Below are 19,706 nucleotides of genomic sequence, written 5' to 3'. Positions count from 1 at the left end.
CGCCGGCGGCCGCCCGCCCCGGCGCGCCGGGCGTGCGGCCTGTTCCGTCCGGTCCCGCCGCGCCGCATCGCTCGGCCGCCCGGCATCGGTTTTGCGGATTGAGTTCAGAAAGTTCGATGCCGGTTGCGCCCTACGATCGCCACGCCGGGGTTGAGGCGGGTGGAGGGTTGGGGGCGATCGCTGCCGCACCGCTTCCGGTCCTCGGAGCCCTGGGGGCTCCTGCGGTCCGGGTCGGCTTGCCCTCGGGATGACCGGGTGCGGTCAGGCTGTTCGAGGGTATCGAGGCGGTTTCGCTGTGTGATCTTGCGTTGATGGGGCGACAATGTCTGGCATGACGGGGTCGCGTAGATGGTGGGTCGTCGGTGGGTTGATCGTGAGTGTGGGGTTGATCGGTCAGGGAGTGTTCTTCCTTCGGGTGGGATTGCAGGACGCTGACCGGTGGGCGAGCGTGATCGGGTCGTTCGTCGGGGTGGCGGGGTTGGTGGTGAGCTTTGCTGGGCTGGTGGTGGCGTTCCGCAGCCCGGCGTCGGCTGGGGGGCAGCATGCCGGGCAGGTGGTGGGGGACAATTATCAAGCCGGGTCGGTAACGGGGAACGTGCGGATTGGTCGTCGTCGAGGGCGCCCCGCCCCGCTGGCCGGTGGCGTTCCTCCGAGTCCTTCCACGGCCGGTTCGGGTGATGGTCAGTCGGTGGGGCACGTGGGCGGGGACAACGTGCAGCTCGGTTCGACCGGCGGCGATCTGGAAATCGACCGGGACTGAACGGGTTCGGTAGTGATGGGGCGGCGTAGAAGCGGGGGCGGTTTTTGGGGCGGGTTGTGGGCGGGAGATGTCCGTGGTCACAACATCCAGATCGGATCGGCGGGTGGCGCGGTCACTGTCGTGTTGGACCGGCAGGACGCGGGGTTCCGGTTGGATCGTTTGGAGCCCGAGCAGCCGCCGGGGTGGGTGCCCAGGGATCAGCGGTTGCCGTCCTATCTGCTGGACGTGCGTCGCTTGGTAGTGCCCTATCGGGAACGCCCCGAGGTGCAGGCCGAGCTTGCCGCGTGGTGTGAGGAGGAGGAGCCGGCATCTGTCCGTCTGTTATCGGGGGCGGGGGGTGCGGGGAAGACCCGTTTGGCTGGGCGGTTCGCCACGTTGGCGCATGAATGCGGTTGGCAGGTGTTGGAGGCGCGGGATTTGTCGTCTCCGGCAATTCCTGAGGCGAGTGACCACGTCGACGTGTCGTCGGGTGATGTGCTGGTGGTGGTCGACTATGCCGAGCGTTGGCCGTTGGACTCCCTGGTCAAGATGATCGTGACGCTCGTCGGCCGCTACGCAGCGCACCACAGCTCAGTCGGCCAAACGGGCGGCGAGCCTCAGGGCCGTCTTCGGATACTGTTGCTGGCCCGCCCTGTCGAGGGGTTCTGGGAGGATGTGCGGGCGGCGTTGGGCCGTGCGTGGATTGATCGTCCCGCCCCCGTCCAGGTGGGGAATTACGTCAGCGAAGCCGACGAACTGGAAGCGGCGTTCGGGGAGGCGGCGCGGGCTTTTCAGCTAGCGCTTGGTATCGCGGTCGGCCCGGTTCCGGTCCCGGCCGGGCTGGCAGCAGCAGCGAACGGGAAGACCAGCGGGCGGGGATGGTCACCGCTGACCGTGCAGATGGCGGCTCTGGCGGCTGTCTGCGCAGTAGAAGAAGGCGACCCGGTCCCCGACAGCGCCGATCTTTCGCACTATCTGCTTGAACACGAGACACGGTATTGGCAGAGAACTGATCAGGGCAGCGAACTCATCGGCAAGACCGTACTGCTGGCCACCCTGTTCGGTCCGGCTCCCACGGCCGAGCAGGCCCGCAGCTGGCTGATCGGTGCCCACCTAGCCGCTGACCCCACTGCGGCTGACCGGCTCTTGAGCACTCACACCAAGCTCTACCCTCCTCTACCGCGCCCCCCAGCAGCGGATAGCCCTGACATCCTCCCCCCGCTGAAACCGGATCGGTTCGCTGAGGACTTCATCGCCGGCCAGCTAACGCGTCATGACGTGCGCGCCCTTATCACTGCGCACTTTGATCCCGGCCAGCATCCGCCCGGGACGATCCGCCAAGCCTTGATCATTCTTGCTGCGGCAGCCGCACGCCACGCTACGGCCCGTACACCGCTGTTCGCCCTGCTGTCCGCCACGACCGTCCAGCCGGCCTGGCTCAGCCCATCCTTGATCACCACCATCACCGACTACGCCCCGCACGACCTCGCCACCTCGATCGCCTTCACCATCCCCATCGGACACGCCGACTTTCTTCGCCCGGCTCTCACCCTGGCTCAACGTCTTCACCACACCACTACCGACAGCCCCGCCCACCAGCAGGCCGCAATTCTGAACAACCTCGGGATCCGCCTGTCGGAGGTGGGTGACAAGCGGGCCGCGCTGGAACCCACCCGGGAGGCGACCGGCATCTACCGGCGGTTGGCCGAGGCCGAACCCGCCGCCTACCTCCCCGACCTCGCCATGAGCCTGAACAACCTCGGGATCCGCCTGTCGGAGGTGGGTGACAAGCGGGCCGCGCTGGAACCCACCCGGGAGGCGACCGGCATCTACCGGCGGTTGGCCGAGGCCGAACCCGCCGCCTACCTCCCCGACCTCGCCATGAGCCTGAACAACCTCGGGATCCGCCTGTCGGAGGTGGGTGACAAGCGGGCCGCGCTGGAACCCACCCGGGAGGCGACCGGCATCTACCGGCGGTTGGCCGAGGCCGAACCCGCCGCCTACCTCCCCGACCTCGCCATGAGCCTGAACAACCTCGGGATCCGCCTGTCGGAGGTGGGTGACAAGCGGGCCGCGCTGGAACCCACCCGGGAGGCGACCGGCATCTACCGGCGGTTGGCCGAGGCCGAACCCGCCGCCTACCTCCCCGACCTCGCCAGCGCCCTGAACAACCTCGGGATCCTCCTGTCGGAGGTGGGTGACAAGCGGGCCGCGCTGGAACCCACCCGCGAAGCGGTCGAAATTCGCCGGCGGTTGGCCGAGGCCGAACCCGCCGCCTACCTCCCCGCCCTCGCCATGAGCCTGAACAACCTCGGGATCCGCCTGTCGGAGGTGGGTGACAAGCGGGCCGCGCTGGAACCCACCCGGGAGGCGACCGGCATCTACCGGCGGTTGGCCGAGGCCGAACCCGCCGCCTACCTCCCCGACCTCGCCATGAGCCTGAACAACCTCGGGATCCGCCTGTCGGAGGTGGGTGACAAGCGGGCCGCGCTGGAACCCACCCGGGAGGCGACCGGCATCTACCGGCGGTTGGCCGAGGCCGAACCCGCCGCCTACCTCCCCGACCTCGCCATGAGCCTGAACAACCTCGGGATCCGCCTGTCGGAGGTGGGTGACAAGCGGGCCGCGCTGGAACCCACCCGGGAGGCGACCGGCATCTACCGGCGGTTGGCCGAGGCCGAACCCGCCGCCTACCTCCCCGACCTCGCCATGAGCCTGAACAACCTCGGGATCCGCCTGTCGGAGGTGGGTGACAAGCGGGCCGCGCTGGAACCCACCCGGGAGGCGACCGGCATCTACCGGCGGTTGGCCGAGGCCGAACCCGCCGCCTACCTCCCCGACCTCGCCATGAGCCTGAACAACCTCGGGATCCGCCTGTCGGAGGTGGGTGACAAGCGGGCCGCGCTGGAACCCACCCGGGAGGCGACCGGCATCTACCGGCGGTTGGCCGAGGCCGAACCCGCCGCCTACCTCCCCGACCTCGCCAGCGCCCTGAACAACCTCGGGATCCTCCTGTCGGAGGTGGGTGACAAGCGGGCCGCGCTGGAACCCACCCGGGAGGCGACCGGCATCTACCGGCGGTTGGCCGAGGCCGAACCCGCCGCCTACCTCCCCGACCTCGCCATGAGCCTGAACAACCTCGGGGTCCTCCTGTCGGAGGTGGGTGACAAGCGGGCCGCGCTGGAACCCACCCGGGAGGCGACCGGCATCTACCGGCGGTTGGCCGAGGCCGAACCCGCCGCCTACCTCCCCGCCCTCGCCATGAGCCTGAACAACCTCGGGGTCCTCCTGTCGGAGGTGGGTGACAAGCGGGCCGCGCTGGAACCCACCCGCGAAGCGGTCGAAATTCGCCGGCGGTTGGCCGAGGCCGAACCCGCCGCCTACCTCCCCGCCCTCGCCATGAGCCTGAACAACCTCGGGGTCCTCCTGTCGGAGGTGGGTGACAAGCGGGCCGCGCTGGAACCCACCCGCGAAGCGGTCGAAATTCGCCGGCGGTTGGCCGAGGCCGAACCCGCCGCCTACCTCCCCGCCCTCGCCAGCGCCCTGAACAACCTCGGGGTCCGCCTGTCGGAGGTGGGTGACAAGCGGGCCGCGCTGGAACCCACCCGCGAAGCGGTCGAAATTCGCCGGCGGTTGGCCGAGGCCGAACCCGCCGCCTACCTCCCCGCCCTCGCCATGTCGCTTTGGGCTTCTGCATGGATCAGAAACGCCCACACCATCGAACTTAGAGAGGCAGTCACCGCGGCAGACGAAGCCATCTCGATCTACCGGACGTTGGCTGAGCAGATTCCCGAAGCGTTCGACGGCTACCTAGCGGCGGCAGAACAGACGAAGGCCGAGGTAATCGAACAGCTCAACGCAGCGTCGTAGCCTTGCCAACCGCGTGTCTGAGCACCGGAGTACGCCACGCCTGGATGCTCCCCGTGAGACCCACGTGCTAACGGCCTTGCTAACAACAGGGTCGGATAATCTTGGACGGGTGTGGACAGGTGGCAGGCTGCCGCGCTGGTCAGGACGCCTGTGCGGACGTTCGTGGATAGTTCTGATCTCGCTTGTAATCAGACGGCATGGGACGCCTACCGGCTGACAAACGAGGACCCGACGCCCATGATAGAGCCGTGGTCCGGCGAGAGCAGTACGAACGGTTAGAGCGCCATCTTCGGTCAGACGGCCGTCAGCGCATCGAGATGACGTTCGCGGAGGTCTCGGCGGTGATCGGCGCCGCTCTCCCCCGTAGCGCTTTCGATTACCAAGCATGGTGGGCCACCGACCCGAAGCACACCCAAGCGGTTTGGCTCGATGCCGGCTACCAGGCCCGGCCCAACCTCACCGCACAGCGTGTGACCTTCACGAAGACGGCCGACGGGTGACAGCAACGGTGACAGCAACAGCGGCTCACGACCCCGACCACCGACACACCTCGCCCACCGTCCAACCTCGGTCGATGCTCGCGCGGCAGGGGTGTTGTCATAGCTGAAAAGCGGAAGGTCGGCGGTTCGACCCCGCCCCTGCCCACCTCACACGACCAGCCAAAAGGCCCGGAAGCTGATCAGGTTCCGGGCCTTTTGACAGCAACGGCCTCAGCCGAGCGCATCCCCCAGCTGACGTACAGGGCGTAAAGCCGTTCGTCTTGAGCCGCCTTGAGCACGTTGCGCGCCTGGTCGACCGTGAGGCCCCGGTTCACCCCGTACTTGGGCGTCGCGACCGTGACGAGCTTGGCCACGTTGCGCGGGATGATCTCCTCCCGCACGGCCGCTTGAAGGGCATTGCGCAAGACCGCGTGAACGAACTGGACCATGCGCGACGACAGCCGGGAACCGCAGCACTCGCCGCCCTTGAGAGCGCAGCAGCGCGCCACCTCACGAACGGCGTCCCAGCCGTCGCGGCAGCACTGGCACGCCTCCCGGATACGGGTCAGCGCCAGGGTCTCTCACAGCGTCTCGCCGTGCGCGCGAACAAGCCCTCGGCTCGGTAGTCGCGCGAGGCCTGAGTGACCGGTTCAGGTCTTTCCCGACGGTTGATCTTGGGGGCTGGGCACGATGGGTAGATGAGTGCTTCGCAGCGGATTGCCCTCACGGCGGGTGTAGTGGGGTTTGGGCTCGTGCTGGTCGGGGTGGGGGTGTTCTTCGGCGTGGTGGGGTTGGAGGACGCCGACCGGTGGGGCAGCGTGTTGTCGCTGTTCTTGACCGCGGTGGGTTTGGGCGTTTCGGTCTACGGGGTGATTTTGGCGCGCCGCAGCATGAGGGCTCCGCAGGGTGGCGGGCAGCGGGTCAGTGACGTGGCCGGGGACAACTACCAGTTCGGGCGGGTGGAAGGGGGGGTGCGGATCGGCCGCCGCACCGGTAGGCCTCAGCCGCCCGCGCGGCGGAATACGCAGAACACCCCGGGCCCGTCAGGGGGCCAGCCGGACACTGGGGGCCAGGTGGCCGGTCGGGTCGGGGGTGACAACGCGCAGTTCGGCTCGGTGGGGCAAGACGTGGAGATCGAGCGGGACTGACCGGGACGGGGGGTGAGTGGTGCGTGTTCGAGGTGGGGGAAAGGCGCCGGCGGGTCAGTGGGCCGGGGATGTGTTCGGGCCGAACATTCAGATCGGGTCGGCCGCTGGTGATGTCGTGGTGGTGCTGGAGCAGCCGCGGTTTCGTCTGGAGTTGCTGACGCCGCAGCCACAGCCGCGGCGGATCCCCCGGTCGCAGCGGTTGCCCTCGCATCTGCTGGACGCGCACCGGCAGGTGGTTCCCTACCGGCCACGCCCGTTGGTGCAGGAGCAGTTGACGGTCTGGCGGGACGAAGATGAGCCGGTTTCGGTGCGGTTGCTGCACGGGCCGGGCGGCGCGGGCAAGACCCGATTGGCCGGGGCGTTCGCTACTGACAGCCATCGACATGGCTGGAGTGTCCTGAACGCCTCCGATATGACCGCCCCGCTCCCCGACCCGACCGCTACAGCGGACATGCCTGCGGGTGGGGATGTGCTGGTGGTGGTCGACTATGCCGAGCGCTGGCCGCTGGAAGGGTTGACGCGCCTGATCCAGGAATTGGCCCGCCGTCGCACTGCCACGATGGCCGATGTCGAAGAGGAGGCCGGCGGGGGGCGGGTGCGGGTGTTGTTGCTGGCGCGTCCGCAGGCGGGGTTCTGGGAGACTGTCAGCGCCGAGTTGCAGCGTGCATGGGTTGATCTCGCCGAGCCGATCGCATTGACGCGGTTCGTCGACAGCCCGCAGGCATTACGGGAGGCGTTCGCGGATGCGGCGGCCGCATTCCAGGAGCAGTTGCAGGTGAAGGCCCATGCGCTTCCCATGCCGGATGGGTTGGAACAGGCGGAACGCGCGTCGCCGTTGATGGTCCACATGGCTGCCTTGGCCGCCGTTTGCGCTGTTGATGAAGGTGTTCCCGTACCGGACAGCGGTGATCTTTCTGAGTTCCTGCTGGCTCATGAGCGGCGCTACTGGCTGCGCACGACGCGGGGCGCGGAGGTCATGGCATCCACGGTGATGGTCGCGACGCTGTTCGGTCCCGTCACCACCAGCATCCGGGCCCGTAGTTGGCTACTGCGGGCGCGGCTGGCCGCCACCGAGGCCGACGCCGACCGGCTACTGAGTGACCATGAACGCCTTTACCCGCCAGCAGCCGATGCGCTCGCACGGCTCAACGAAAATCAGCGAACCGAGCCCGACACCGGTGGACCGGTGGAACGGCTGTCGCCCTTGAAGCCGGACCGCTTTGCTGAAGATTTTCTTGCCGCTCATCTCACAACGCCTCATGTCCGCGAACTGTTTGTCGAATTGCTCACCGGCCAGGACGTTCCGCTGCCGGCGCTGCGCCAGGCGTTCATCGTCTTGGCGGCCACCGCGGCCCGGCACGCCACCGCCCGAGGGGTATTGTTCGCCTTGCTGGAGGCCGGTCCGATCCAGCCGGTATGGCTGAGCCCTGTGTTGCTCAATACGGTGATCGAACATGCTCCCGACCGGGTTGCCGCCGCTGTCGAAGCCGCCACCCCGATCCACCGGACTGACCTGCTTCGCCCAGCCCGGGCTCTAAACGAGCATCTTCTTCTGCGGCTTGCACCAACCGCGCCCGCCGCTGAACGCGCCCTTCGTCTCCACAATCTGGGTATCCGGCTGTCGGAGATCGGCGACAAACGAGCCGCACTCGAACCAACCCGTGAAGCCGTCAACCTCTACCGACCTCTGGCCGAAACCGAACCCGCCGCCTACCTCCCCAACCTCGCCAGCGCGCTCAACAACCTGGGTATCCGGCTGTCGGAGGTCGGCGACAAGCGGGCCGCACTCGAACCGGCCCGTGAAGCCGTCGAGATCCGACGGCGTCTGGCCGAAACCGAACCCGCCGCCTACCTCCCCGACCTCGCCAGCTCGCTCAACAACCTGGGTATCTGGCTGTCGGAGGTCGGCGACAAACGAGCCGCACTCGAACCAACCCGTGAAGCCGTCAACCTCTACCGACCTCTGGCCGAAACCGAACCCGCCGCCTACCTCCCCGACCTCGCCAGCTCGCTCAACAACCTGGGCGTCCGGCTGTCGGAGGTCGGCGACAAGCGGGCCGCACTCGAACCGGCCCGTGAAGCCGTCGAGATCCGACGGCGTCTGGCCGAAACCGAACCCGCCGCCTACCTCCCCGACCTCGCCAGCTCGCTCAACAACCTGGGTATCTGGCTGTCGGAGGTCGGCGACAAACGAGCCGCACTCGAACCAACCCGTGAAGCCGTCAACCTCTACCGACCTCTGGCCGAAACCGAACCCGCCGCCTACCTCCCCAACCTCGCCAGCTCGCTCAACAACCTGGGCGTCCGGCTGTCGGAGGTCGGCGACAAACGAGCCGCACTCGAACCAACCCGTGAAGCCGTCAAGATCCGACGGCGTCTGGCCGAAACCGAACCCGCCGCCTACCTCCCCGACCTCGCCAGCTCGCTCAACAACCTGGGCGTCCGGCTGTCGGAGGTCGGCGACAAACGAGCCGCACTCGAACCAGCCCGTGAAGCCGTCGAGATCCGACGGCGTCTGGCCGAAACCGAACCCGCCGCCTACCTCCCCAACCTCGCCAGCTCGCTCAACAACCTGGGTATCCGGCTGTCGGAGGTCGGCGACAAACGAGCCGCACTCGAACCAACCCGTGAAGCCGTCAACCTCTACCGACCTCTGGCCGAAACCGAACCCGCCGCCTACCTCCCCGACCTCGCCAGCGCGCTCAACAACCTGGGTATCCGGCTGTCGGAGGTCGGCGACAAGCGGGCCGCACTCGAACCGGCCCGTGAAGCCGTCGAGATCCGACGGCGTCTGGCCGAAACCGAACCCGCCGCCTACCTCCCCAACCTCGCCAGCTCGCTCAACAACCTGGGTATCTGGCTGTCGGAGGTCGGCGACAAACGAGCCGCACTCGAACCAACCCGTGAAGCCGTCAACCTCTACCGACCTCTGGCCGAAACCGAACCCGCCGCCTACCTCCCCAACCTCGCCAGCTCGCTCAACAACCTGGGCGTCCGGCTGTCGGAGGTCGGCGACAAACGAGCCGCACTCGAACCAACCCGTGAAGCCGTCAAGATCCGACGGCGTCTGGCCGAAACCGAACCCGCCGCCTACCTCCCCAACCTCGCCAGCGCGCTCAACAACCTGGGTATCTGGCTGTCGGAGGTCGGCGACAAGCGGGCCGCACTCGAACCGGCCCGTGAAGCCGTCGAGATCCGACGGCGTCTGGCCGAAACCGAACCCGCCGCCTACCTCCCCAACCTCGCCAGCTCGCTCAACAACCTGGGCGTCTGGCTGTCGGAGGTCGGCGACAAACGAGCCGCACTCGAACCAACCCGTGAAGCCGTCAACCTCTACCGACCTCTGGCCGAAACCGAACCCGCCGCCTACCTCCCCGACCTCGCCAGCGCGCTCAACAACCTGGGTATCCGGCTGTCGGAGGTCGGCGACAAACGAGCCGCACTCGAACCAACCCGTGAAGCCGTCAAGATCCGACGGCGTCTGGCCGAAACCGAACCCGCCGCCTACCTCCCCAACCTCGCCAGCTCGCTCAACAACCTGGGCATCCGGCTGTCGGAGGTCGGCGACAAACGAGCCGCACTCGAACCAACCCGTGAAGCCGTCAAGATCCGACGGCGTCTGGCCGAAACCGAACCCGCCGCCTACCTCCCCGACCTCGCCATGTCGCTGTGGGCGAACGCATGGATCAGGAACGCACACGCGATAGAGCTTCCAGCGGCCCTGGAAGCCGTAGAGGAAGCGATCGACACCTATCAGCGCCTCGCCGAACAGCTACCCGCGACATACGGCGGTCTACTGGAAGCGGCCCAGCAAACACGTATAGAGATCCTCAGTCAACTTCCCGAACCCGGCACTGAATGACAGCAACGGCAGCCCCAGCCCCAGCCACGGACGCACGCCGACAGCCGGTCAATCTCGGCCGATGCCCGCGCGGCAGGGGCGTTGCTGCGGCAGGGGCGTTGCTATAGCTGAAAAGCGGAAGGCCGGCGGTTCGCCGCCGGCCCTGCCCACCTCTCTAAGCAGCGAAAAGGCCCGGAACCTGATCAGGTTCCGGGCCTTTTGCCAGCAACGGCCTCAGCTGAGCGCATCCCCAGCTTCCGCAGCGCCGCCCGCTTCTCCTCGACGGCCGCGTGCGCGTGGATCGTCATCGTCACCTCGATGTCGCTGTGCCCGACGATGTCCCGCACGATGTGCGGCGGCACGCCGGGGACCAGGAGCAGTGAGACGCAGAGCTACCGCATGTCGTGCATCCGCACTGAGCCGAGGCCCACAGCGGCACGGACACGGCCCCGGCCGCGTGGTCGGCGGGGGGCTTGAGATGCGTCGTCCAGGCGAGCGTAACAGCGTCCGGGCCGCCGGGGCCGTCGAGGAGGATGACGACGTGACAGTGGATCACGCCCCACCCCTGAGACTCGGGCACCTTGGCGAAGAGGCCATCAGCGCCTCCCTCGACTCGGCGACGTACAGGCCCGCCGATACTGTTCTGCTTCGACCCGGCCCGAGAAGCGATCTTCCTCGTCGCCGGCGACGAGTCCGGTAACTGGAATCAGTGGTACCGGGAAGCGATACCACTGGCCGATGAACGCTTCGCCGAGCACCTAATCGCTCTGAAGGAACAGGAGGGACGATGAGTACCGGTTACAGCAAGTGGTCCGACGTCAAGGCCAGGGCTGCCGAACTCGACCCTCGAACTCCGGCCAAGCGCGCCGCCGGCCAGGCCGCAGCGCAGGAACGTACGGAAGCCTATGTCCGCGGCTATCAACTGTCCGAGATCCGCAAGGCCGCTGGAGTCACCCAGGCCGAACTGGCGGAGATGCTCGGTGTCAGCCAGGCCAGGATTTCCAAGATCGAGCACGGAGAGGTCTCCGGCATCGACGTCGTTCGCGACTACGTCACCGCTCTGGGCGGTCACCTCGACCTCGTGGCCTCTCTCGGCGACCGCACCTGGAAAGTCGCCTGAAATCAATCTGCCGCTGATGTGGGCGGAGGTGAGGGCCAGGAGCGGAAAGGACTGTTACCGCTAGCGGCAGCCGTGGCCAGCACGTTGATGTCGTAGACCACGGGCGTCGACATGGTCAGGCTTCGCCCTTGCCCTTGAGGAACTCTCGGATCCGGTCGGGCACCTCGGCCGGCTCGATACCTAGCTCGGCGGTGCGCTGCTGACCGTAAGCCTGAAGATCGCGCAGCTGCTCCGCAAGCATGATCGACTTCATGACACGGTACGTGGCCCGCAGGTATGCCGACCTGTTGCCGTCACCGAAGTAGTCGACAAGCTCGTCCAAGGTCGGCCGGTCCTCGGTTTGGACAGAGAACCCCAGGGTCTGCGCATGCGACCTGCCGTGGCCGCGTGATGCTCCGGTCTTGCGGTTCTTCCTCTCTGCGGCCATGTCGTCACGAGATCACCACCGGACACGCCGAACCGCCGGCACGCGGCGCCGGGCCGCTCGACCTTCCCGCCGGCGAGGTGAACTCTCTCGTCCGGCGCCGCGGGCTACCCGAGTGGTTCGAGTGGACCATGCTCCGCGCGCATGAGTGACCGGAAGTGGCGGACGAGGCTGCGTACGGCGGCCGGCTCGCGCAGGACTACGCCGATCTCCAGGTTCTCCTTCAAGGCACGGTCGGTTAGGTTGGCGCTGCCCAGCAGGGCGGTTCGCTCGTCTGCGGCGATCAGTTTGGCGTGCAGGGCGGCGCGGGAGCGGCCCAAGGCCGGACGACGCGCCTGTGGCCAGTGCCAGAAGCGCACGCCCCCTCTGCCGTGCAGGGCCTGGAAGGTGGCCGCCGCACCAGGACCGTCCAGTGTGCCGCCTGCGGTCACCGACGTCTCCAGGATCAGGTCGACGCGCACGCCTCGGTCGGCGGTGGCGGTGAGCTCGGTGACGATCTCGGTCACACCGTGGGCGGCGAAGCTGACGATCAGCAGGGAGGACGTGGCCTCACGGATGACCTCAAGGGCGACCTGGCTGGTGAGTCGCACCGGGACGGCCTCGCTCAGCGGCCCGCTGGCCACGACCGTGCTCCGGTGCGCCGAGTGCTCACGGCTGACCGTGCCGGCGGCTTCGAGCGCCAGCGCGATGGACTCGCCCGTCGCTCCAGACTGCCGCCACGCGGTGACGAGCCTCCGGGCGACGCCCCCCAGCGCGTATCCCGGACGCGCTTCCAGCAGGGCTGCCTCCACCGACCGAGACGGGCGGTCAGCGGCGCGCAGGACGCGGCACCACGTTCTCAGATGGCCTGGGGCAAGCTCGCCGGCGGTGGCGGCGATGACCGACGGCAGGTCGTCGTTCACCGGAAGAAGCCGTACTGGCCTCCGGTCACCGTGTCGGTGACAAGGGCCCGGTCAAGGTAGTGATTGCCCCGTTCGCACGAGGTCTCGGCCGCGAACAGGCACGCATGGCATGCGGCCCCGTAGAGGCTTCCGTGGTGTCGGGGATCGTGCTCGGAGCACAGGGGGTCGGAACTGCACAGTCGCGCGGCGTCGAGCGCTTGCCGGATCAACGGGCCGAGGCGGTCGGGGTGACCAAGGGAGACAAGACCGCCGAGCGTGCCCTCGCTGTCGGGGGCGGCGGTGTAGAGCAGCACCCCGGCCATCGGCTCGGCGGCGCGGGCGTAGACGCGTTCCGCGATGCCCGTCGCGCTGTAGCCGCTCTCCAGGGAGAACTCCCGGATCAGCGTGTGAGCGAACGTGTGCAGCATGAGATAGCGGATTCCGGGCCAGTGACCGGCTTCCAGCCCCCGGGCGGACCGCCATTCGTCATGCGCCTCACGCAAGATCTTTTCGCGTTCCCTGACCTCGGCGCGCTGTTCCCATTCGGCGAGGCGATCCTCCTTGAACTTCAGGAAGATGCCTTCACCGCGCATCTCCGCGCAGGGCACCCAGGTCGGGGCGTCCCGGGAAAGCCGTGCGCGACGGCTGTCGTCGGTGGAGAGGACGTCCCATTCGGGGGCGTCGATCCTGGTGAAGCCGTACAGGGCCCCGACTTCGCGGAGGCGCGGTACGAGCGTGACCCGCTCCAGCCAGGACCGTTCGCCGCGTGGCACGCCCACGCGGCGAGTAGTGAAGTCGGGCAGCTCGACGTCGTCGTCATGGGTGAACGCCGACCATTCCGGGCCCGCAAGGTCGAGTTCGTCCGCGTCGTCCCGCCGATCCCCGCCATGGTCAGCATGGCGCCGGACGGCTCGCCAGACCGCGTCGACCCCGTGCACGTGCAGTTCGGGCCACACGCCCAGCTTCGGAAGGAGGCTCTTGGCGGCAACTTGGTCGAGGTGCGCCACCAGGTCGAGGACGTCCCAGTGGTCAGTGACGAGCTGGGCGAGGTCGTCCTCGCCCTTGGGGAGGCTGAACACGCGCATCTGCATGGCGAACCACCCGTTGGTCGCTCCCAGGGCGAGCGTCCGGGTCGGCAGTCCGCACGGTTCGAAGGTGCCGAGGTGGGGGTGGCGGCCCCGGCACGCGGGCAGGTTCCGCTCCCCCGCGAGGCCGATCGCCTCCGCCATGCTGCGGCGAGCACCGCAGGAGCACACGGCGAAGACGTTGGCGGCCTCGCCGCCGGTGCCGCGCTCGACGAGCTGGAGCGTGTGGTCGCCCGTCTCCGGGGACGCGCCACGGTGCGCGAAGTACGTCCAGGGGAAGTCGTCCAGGTGGCCGCCCTGGGTACAGGCGAGGACGAACCGGGCGGGAACGGCGGTGGGGCGGCGCCCGCCGGTGCCGCGGCAGTTGTGCACGTAGCGGACCCTGTCGGGAGAGAAGGCGCTCGGCACGAGCTCGAAGAGCCGGGAGTCGATCGAGGCGAGGCGGTTGCAGCGCAGGTCGGTGCAGCGCAGGTAGCGGGGGAAGGCGGCGACGGGCACCCCGACCCTGGTCCATTCACCGAACGGGTCTGCCGCGTCCTCCGGTGTGTACGGCGGCGTGCGCAACGTCTCGACTTGCGGACCGAGCTTGCGGCGGACGGCGGCCAGCAGCCGGTCCTCGGTGAGGACGCGTGCCGACGCCTCGTCCCAGAATTCCAGCCCCATCAGGACGACCGAGAGGTTGGGCAGGTCGGCGACGGCGCCGACGCCGTAGGTGTGCAGTAGCTGGTTGGGGCGCAGCTCGCCGACGCGCATGGTCACTCCTGTTCCTCTCGGGGGACGGGCTGGAAGGGCGGAGCGTCGGCACCGCCCAGGTCGTACCGGTCGAGGAGCAGGAGCCGGACGCCGGGTTCGACGTCGCGCAGGGAGGTCGGGCACATGGCCTTGGTCCATGGCCCACCGTCAGGCCGCAGCAGCAGTCCCGCGACCGCGTCGGAGCGGCGGGGTGTCCGGTATCCGAGGACGCGTTCGGGCATGGCGCGCTCGCGGGCCCAGAAGTCCAGCCGGGCCTCGAGTTCGCGCTCGACGTCGACGGCGTCCCGCGCGTTGCCGAGAACGTCGCGGGCCCGCCGCCGGATCACGTTGACGACATGGTCGGCGAGCCGGCTCTCCCGGCCGAACAGGCGGGCGGCGTCGTTGGCGTTGTACTTCGGTTCCAGCCCGCGGACGAGTGCCACGAGCACACCGGTCAGTCCCCGGTCGACCGCGCGGTAGGCGAACGGGGTGACCGACAGGGCCTCCACGTGCTGGTAGACGGTGGCGTGGAAGTGCTCGAACTTCTCGTAGTGCGACAGGTCGCGCGGGCGCGCCCAGTTGTAGACGGTGAACACGAGGCCGGGGTCCTGCCGGCCGACACGGCTGGTGGCCTGGATGTACTCGGCGGTGGACTTGGGCTGGTTGGCCACCACCATGACACCGAGCCGGGACACGTCGACCCCGACCGCGATCATGCTGGTGGCCAGCAGCACGTCGATCGGACGCCGCTCGCCCTTGGCGCGGGGCCCGAACCGCAGTTCCAGCTCGGCGAGCACCTCAGGGATGTCGCCGGACGACAACCGGGACGTGAGCTCGCGCAGCTTCGGGTCGTACCGGCGGGCCAGTCCTCGCTGGTCGGCACGGGCCAGGCGGGTGGACACGTCGTCCTCCACCAGGCGGCGCATCCCGCCGAGGTCGCGGAGGCTGTTGAAGTAGCCCACCAGCGTCATGTACGGGTCGGTGACGGGGTTCTGTCCGTACTTGTTATGAAGTTGCTGCGCGGCGCCGAGCACCGCCACGTAGACCCGGATGAGGGTGGACTTGATGCGGACACCGTGCGCGCAGACACCGACGTAGCGGCGGCCGGGCTTGACGACGCCCTCGTATCCGGGACGAGGTTCGCTTGGCCGCTGGCGGGCGAAGAAGTTGTCGTCGGCGCTGAGCCCCGGCGGCGGGAAGATCTCGGTGCGGCCCCGGTCGAACAGGGCGTGGAGCTGCCGGGCTGCCCGCCGCACCGTCGCGGTGGAGGCGATCACCTTGGGCCGGACGGTGCGTCCTCCGGGCCCCTCCCAGGTGCACAGCCGATCCACGGCGGTCTCGTAGAGGCCGACGAGCGAGCCGAGCGGCCCGGAGATCAGGTGCAGCTCGTCCTGGATGATCAGGTCGGGGGGCCGGACGGGCGTCACCGGCACGTGCCGCGCGGCGGGCAGCGGTCCGCTGGCCTGATGGCTGGTGCGGCCGTCGCAGCAGACCTCCGCGAGGTCGGGTGTGACGAAACCGTGCCGTTCGCAGCGGCGCTCCGCGCGCCCGAACAGCGTCTGAGTGTCGCCGACCCAGGGGAGCTGGGCGAACTTGTCGACGGTGGCGATGACGAACGCCGGGCCGAGCCGGTAGATCTCCTCGTCCACGACGACGACCGGGAGCCCGTCGCCGTCCCCGGTGTAGGCGTGGAAGTCGCAGTCGAAATCAGAGCAGCGGATCAGGGTCCGGCGGCGGAGTTTCTCGACCTCGATGTCGCGCCCCGCCTCGATGGCGGTCCCGCACCACGGGCAGGACGTGAGCTGGTGGGGTGACCCGCCGACGTGCCGTGGACGTCCGGTGGTGCGGCGCTGGTCCTTGGCCCACTCGTTCGCCTGGTCGGTGCGGTTGGGAGTGACCCGGCCGCCCACCCACAGGCCGAGCCGGAACGGCGTCCGCCCCCAGCGGTCCTCGTCGTCGCGACGCAACTTCTCGCACGCGCAGACCAGGGCCGCGGCCCGCTGGAACTGCTGGATGGTGAGCAGCCGCAGCGTGTAGCGCATCAGCACCGCCACGCCGCTCTCCGCGTCATGGCCGCCGAAGTCGCGGCGGAGTCGCCTGATGGCAAGGGTGAACGCGGTCAGGCCGAGGTACGCCTCGGTCTTGCCGCCGCCGGTGGGGAACCACAGCAGGTCCACCACGGATTCGTCCCGGCCGCTGCGCTCCGGGTGGACGGGGTCGGCGAGCGCGGGCAGGTTCAGCAGGATGAAGGCGAGCTGGAACGGGCGCCAGCTGCGGTTGCGGACGAGGTCGGCCTCCCGCACCGCTTCGGGCAGGGGCAGCCGGGGCCTCCGGCGCCGCTCCCCCGCGGCGATGGTGTGCACGCGCTGCAGGTGCATGGCCGCGTTGGCGAACGCGAACGCGCGCCTGGCGTCGTCGTTCTCGGCGAGCAGCGTGATGCCGGCTTCGATCCGGTCGGCGGCACGCCGCGCGTCGGCGAGGTTGCGCCGCGCGTCGTTTTCGTGGCCGTCCAGCCGGGCGGCCGGGTCGGCGACGGAACCCGCCATCCGGTCGAGCCATGCCCGGTACCCGTCCACCAGCGGGGACAGGGCGGCCCGAAGGTCGTCGGCGTCCATCCCGGCGAGCTGCCTCATGTCGACCTTCAGGTCGGCGAGTTCCGGAAGGTCGCGGTCGGTGTCGGCGCGTGGCACGTCGGTGGCGGGGATCTCGTGGACGGGCACGGCGGCGGTGGAGATACGGACGGCGCGCATCGGGTCGCCGGGGGACGGCTCGGCATGAACGGCGACGCCGTGGCCTGTCGCGAACTCGGGGCAGAAGCGGTAGGCCATCTCGAGCCGCCGCCGTTCGGCCTGGTCGGCAGGGTCGCCGCCCGCCGCCCCGGCCGGGCGCCGCAGGAACACCGGCTCCCCGCCGGGCGCGCTCACCGACATCTGGGCCTGGAACACCCATGCCTCGCCGCGGCCCACGTCGCCCCGCTGGGCGTTCACCAGGAACAAGGTGACGAGCCAGTTGCCGTCATGCTTGCGGACCCGTCCGCGCACGACGATCTCCGGCTGCTCGCCGGTGAGCGACGCCGCCTTCACCTTCCCCGAGCGGAGTGGGACGGTGACGGCACCCGCCATCTGTTCCCGCCGCCACACCAGCTCTCCGGCCCGTTCCTCGTCGGACGAGTGGACGCGGACGTACCGCGCCCATTCGGCGGTCACGGCCAGCCGGTCGACGTCGCCCGCGACGTGCGCCGTGAAGCCGTAGGAGGAGGGGAACATGCTGGGAATGTTGGGGGCGTTCTGCTCGGGACCGGACTCGGCGTCGGGCTCCACGTCGGCCAGCGAATCGTGCTCGCCGGGGTCGACCATCGCCCCGTTGGGCGCGAGCCTGCCCAGCAGGTAGCGGTCGGTCGGCCGCTCGGTGAACTCCTCGTCCTCTCCCGCCGCCGGACCGTGCAGGTCGGCGCAGACGAGCTCGGTCAGCTCGTCGCGGATCGCGGCGGCGTCGGGGACCTTGAGCACGGGGAGGTCGGTCATGGCAGCACTTTAGGGTGCCGGTCGGACGGTAACGCGCTGTTCCCGGTGTTCGCAGAGGCACAGCCGGTTAGGGTCTTCGGACATGGCCCTGGTGAATCTCTCGCTCCGCGACTATAGGTGCTTCGCGGAGCGGCAGGACGTTGAGCTGCGCCCGATCACCGTAGTGCTAGGGAAGAACAATTCCGGCAAAAGCGCACTGGTCCAGGCCCCGATCATCCTGCGGACCGGAATCCGCAACGACCACGCGATCCCTCTGGACCTCGAACAGTTCGGCGACGACGCCCCTGATTTCATCGATCTGGTCCACGAGCGGCTGAAGGTGCGCAACATCTCCGTGGGTCTCGGGATGACCGGCCCCGAGGACGAGGAGTATGCGCTCAACGCGGTGATCCAGGACTTCCCTGATGAGTACATCCAGCGCGTGGTGAATTGGTCGCTGCGGTCCGGCGACGACACCGTGGCCTACGAGTGGTCCCTCGCAGCGGATTCGGAGGAGCCGGAGGAATCCGGGCCTCAGCCCTACCAGAGGCTCGACGACGGGGCCGGCCTGACGTGGCTGGACTTCAGAGGTCTGCTGCCGACGGAACTACCGGACGGTGACGCCCCATGGTTCGACGCCGAGCGCATCCGTTCGTCCTTCGGCATCGTCCGGCACCTCGGACCGTTCCGTCCGAAGCCCGAACGCCTGGTCCGGCTGCCAACACGAGAGCCCGTCCAGGACGAGATCGGCAGCCGCACGGCGGAGATCCTCGTCTTCCATCATGTTCGTCGGAAGGGCCGTCTCATCGAGAGGGTCAACGAGTATCTTCGTGCTCCCCTCCCAGCCTGGAAACTGGAGGTCCGCCCCCACCTCGACGGCTACATGATCGGCCTGCAGTCGCGCAAGAAGTCCGAACTGTGGGTTCCGGCCACCGAATCAGGAACCGGGATCGCCCAGATCCTGCCGTTCTTGGTCCGCCGCGCGCAGGACGAACTGAGCCCGCCCGAGCGGGACATCCTGGAGATCATCGAGGAGCCCGAACTCCACCTGCATCCGTCCGCCCAGGCCATGCTGGCCGATCTCTACATCAGGGCCATCGACAACCAGCGTGTCCGGTTCCTTGTGGAGACGCACAGCGAAACCTTCCTGCTGCGGCTGCGCCGACGCGTCGCCGAGGGCAGGCTGGACGCGGATCAGCTCGCGCTCTACTTCATCGACGATGACGGGGCGTCGTCGATCGTCCGCCGGATCAATGTCGACGACCTCGGCAACCTCGACTACTGGCCGGAAGGCATCTTCAAAGAGGACTTCGAAGAGGTGCGCGCCCTTGCCGAGGCCCAGGAGACGCACCTGGAGAGCGATGCGGGTTGAGCTGACGGCGGCGCTTCTGGAGATGGACGAGCCCGCGGACGAGATCTCGACTCTCCTCGGCCACTCCAGCAAGAGCCGGCATTCGTGGGTGATCGCCCGTGGAATCTCCTCGGCCTACCGCAGCATCGTCAGAGGACGCAGCCGGTACATCACGCTGAGCCCTGCCAACCGGATCATCATGACGACAGAGCCCGGGGAGTCGGTCAGGGACATCCTGCTCAACCTCCCCGACGATCTCCGTGATGACGTGCTCGCCAGCCACGGAATCCCGAGGGAGGCGATGGATCGCCTCGCGGCCGGCGACGATGAGGGGTTCATCGAGGTCCGCCGGGACTTCCTCGCCGAGCGCGAGCGGGTGTTCATGGCCCGGTACGGGCTCGTCGCCCCGCCGGGCGAAGGCGAGACCGACATCGACACCGAGTGAATTCTCAGTTCGTTTGGGGCTGCTGGGCTTCGAAGAGTGTCCGGGGCCGGGGCGGCTCCACGCCCACCCTGACCTCTACCGGTCAATG

At 68.7% G+C, this 19,706-nt stretch carries 14 protein-coding genes; 8 read left to right on the top strand and 6 right to left on the bottom strand.

The genetic code is table 11. The annotated features are described in order from the left end of the window. Positions 1-331: 331 nt before the first annotated feature. From ACQP1N_RS03045 to ACQP1N_RS03035, 3 genes are all read left to right on the top strand, one after another. Complete coding sequence (locus ACQP1N_RS03045; protein ID WP_433228972.1) at positions 332-760, top strand: hypothetical protein; 429 nt, start codon at positions 332-334, stop codon at positions 758-760. A 204-nt stretch (positions 761-964) separates the two neighbouring features. Beyond that, on the top strand, positions 965-4,609 hold the full coding sequence (locus tag ACQP1N_RS03040) for a tetratricopeptide repeat protein (protein ID WP_433228971.1): 3,645 nt from the start codon (positions 965-967) through the stop codon (positions 4,607-4,609). Positions 4,610-4,857: 248 nt separating this feature from the next. Next, the gene (locus tag ACQP1N_RS03035) at positions 4,858-5,109 is read left to right on the top strand and encodes a DUF7662 domain-containing protein (protein ID WP_433228970.1); all 252 of its coding nucleotides are present in this window, start codon (positions 4,858-4,860) and stop codon (positions 5,107-5,109) included. Between the two features lie 179 nt (positions 5,110-5,288). Here ACQP1N_RS03035 and ACQP1N_RS03030 read toward each other — a convergent pair whose 3' ends face one another. Continuing rightward, complete coding sequence (locus ACQP1N_RS03030; protein ID WP_433228969.1) at positions 5,289-5,537, bottom strand: hypothetical protein; 249 nt, start codon at positions 5,535-5,537, stop codon at positions 5,289-5,291. A gap of 249 nt (positions 5,538-5,786) precedes the next feature. On the opposite strand from ACQP1N_RS03030, the gene ACQP1N_RS03025 reads away from it, so the two are divergent. After that, entirely contained in the window at positions 5,787-6,236 is a 450-nt protein-coding gene (locus tag ACQP1N_RS03025) for a hypothetical protein (RefSeq protein ID WP_433228967.1), read from the top strand. Positions 6,237-6,252: 16 nt separating this feature from the next. Further along, positions 6,253-10,098, top strand: coding sequence for a tetratricopeptide repeat protein (locus ACQP1N_RS03020; RefSeq protein WP_433228965.1), 3,846 nt, complete (start codon positions 6,253-6,255; stop codon positions 10,096-10,098). Positions 10,099-10,280: 182 nt separating this feature from the next. Here ACQP1N_RS03020 and ACQP1N_RS03015 read toward each other — a convergent pair whose 3' ends face one another. Beyond that, positions 10,281-10,439: a hypothetical protein gene (locus ACQP1N_RS03015; RefSeq protein ID WP_433228964.1), complete on the bottom strand. Its 159-nt coding sequence runs from the start codon at positions 10,437-10,439 to the stop codon at positions 10,281-10,283. Positions 10,440-10,864: 425 nt separating this feature from the next. Between ACQP1N_RS03015 and ACQP1N_RS03010 the strand changes: the two genes are divergently transcribed. Then, positions 10,865-11,197 carry a helix-turn-helix domain-containing protein gene (locus tag ACQP1N_RS03010; RefSeq protein ID WP_433228963.1) on the top strand — a complete coding sequence of 111 codons (333 nt, stop codon included), beginning with the start codon at positions 10,865-10,867 and terminating at the stop codon, positions 11,195-11,197. 115 nt (positions 11,198-11,312) lie between these two features. Here the strand turns inward: ACQP1N_RS03010 and ACQP1N_RS03005 are convergent, their stop codons facing one another. From ACQP1N_RS03005 to drmA, 4 genes are all read right to left on the bottom strand, one after another. After that, positions 11,313-11,624 carry a hypothetical protein gene (locus tag ACQP1N_RS03005; RefSeq protein WP_433228961.1) on the bottom strand — a complete coding sequence of 104 codons (312 nt, stop codon included), beginning with the start codon at positions 11,622-11,624 and terminating at the stop codon, positions 11,313-11,315. A 104-nt stretch (positions 11,625-11,728) separates the two neighbouring features. Further along, positions 11,729-12,523, bottom strand: a complete 795-nt coding sequence (drmC, locus tag ACQP1N_RS03000) for a DISARM system phospholipase D-like protein DrmC (RefSeq protein ID WP_433228959.1) — start codon at positions 12,521-12,523, stop codon at positions 11,729-11,731. After that, a complete protein-coding gene (gene drmB, locus ACQP1N_RS02995; protein WP_433228958.1) occupies positions 12,520-14,340 on the bottom strand; it encodes a DrmB family protein in 1,821 nt (606 codons plus the stop codon). The genes drmC and drmB overlap by 4 nt, the downstream gene beginning before the upstream one ends. Before the next feature lie 2 nt (positions 14,341-14,342). After that, positions 14,343-17,843 (bottom strand): DISARM system helicase DrmA, encoded by a 3,501-nt coding sequence (gene drmA, locus ACQP1N_RS02990; protein WP_433228957.1) that lies wholly within the window; start codon positions 17,841-17,843, stop codon positions 14,343-14,345. Positions 17,844-17,925: 82 nt separating this feature from the next. On the opposite strand from drmA, the gene ACQP1N_RS02985 reads away from it, so the two are divergent. Then, a complete protein-coding gene (locus ACQP1N_RS02985) occupies positions 17,926-19,194 on the top strand; it encodes a DUF3696 domain-containing protein (protein ID WP_433228956.1) in 1,269 nt (422 codons plus the stop codon). Then, the gene (locus ACQP1N_RS02980) at positions 19,184-19,618 is read left to right on the top strand and encodes a hypothetical protein (protein WP_433228954.1); all 435 of its coding nucleotides are present in this window, start codon (positions 19,184-19,186) and stop codon (positions 19,616-19,618) included. The genes ACQP1N_RS02985 and ACQP1N_RS02980 overlap by 11 nt, the downstream gene beginning before the upstream one ends. Positions 19,619-19,706: the final 88 nt, after the last annotated feature.

The sequence above is a fragment of the Actinomadura formosensis genome (assembly GCF_050948385.1).
Lineage (GTDB): Bacteria > Actinomycetota > Actinomycetes > Streptosporangiales > Streptosporangiaceae > Spirillospora > Spirillospora formosensis.
This window is presented reverse-complemented; position numbering and strand designations above follow the sequence as displayed.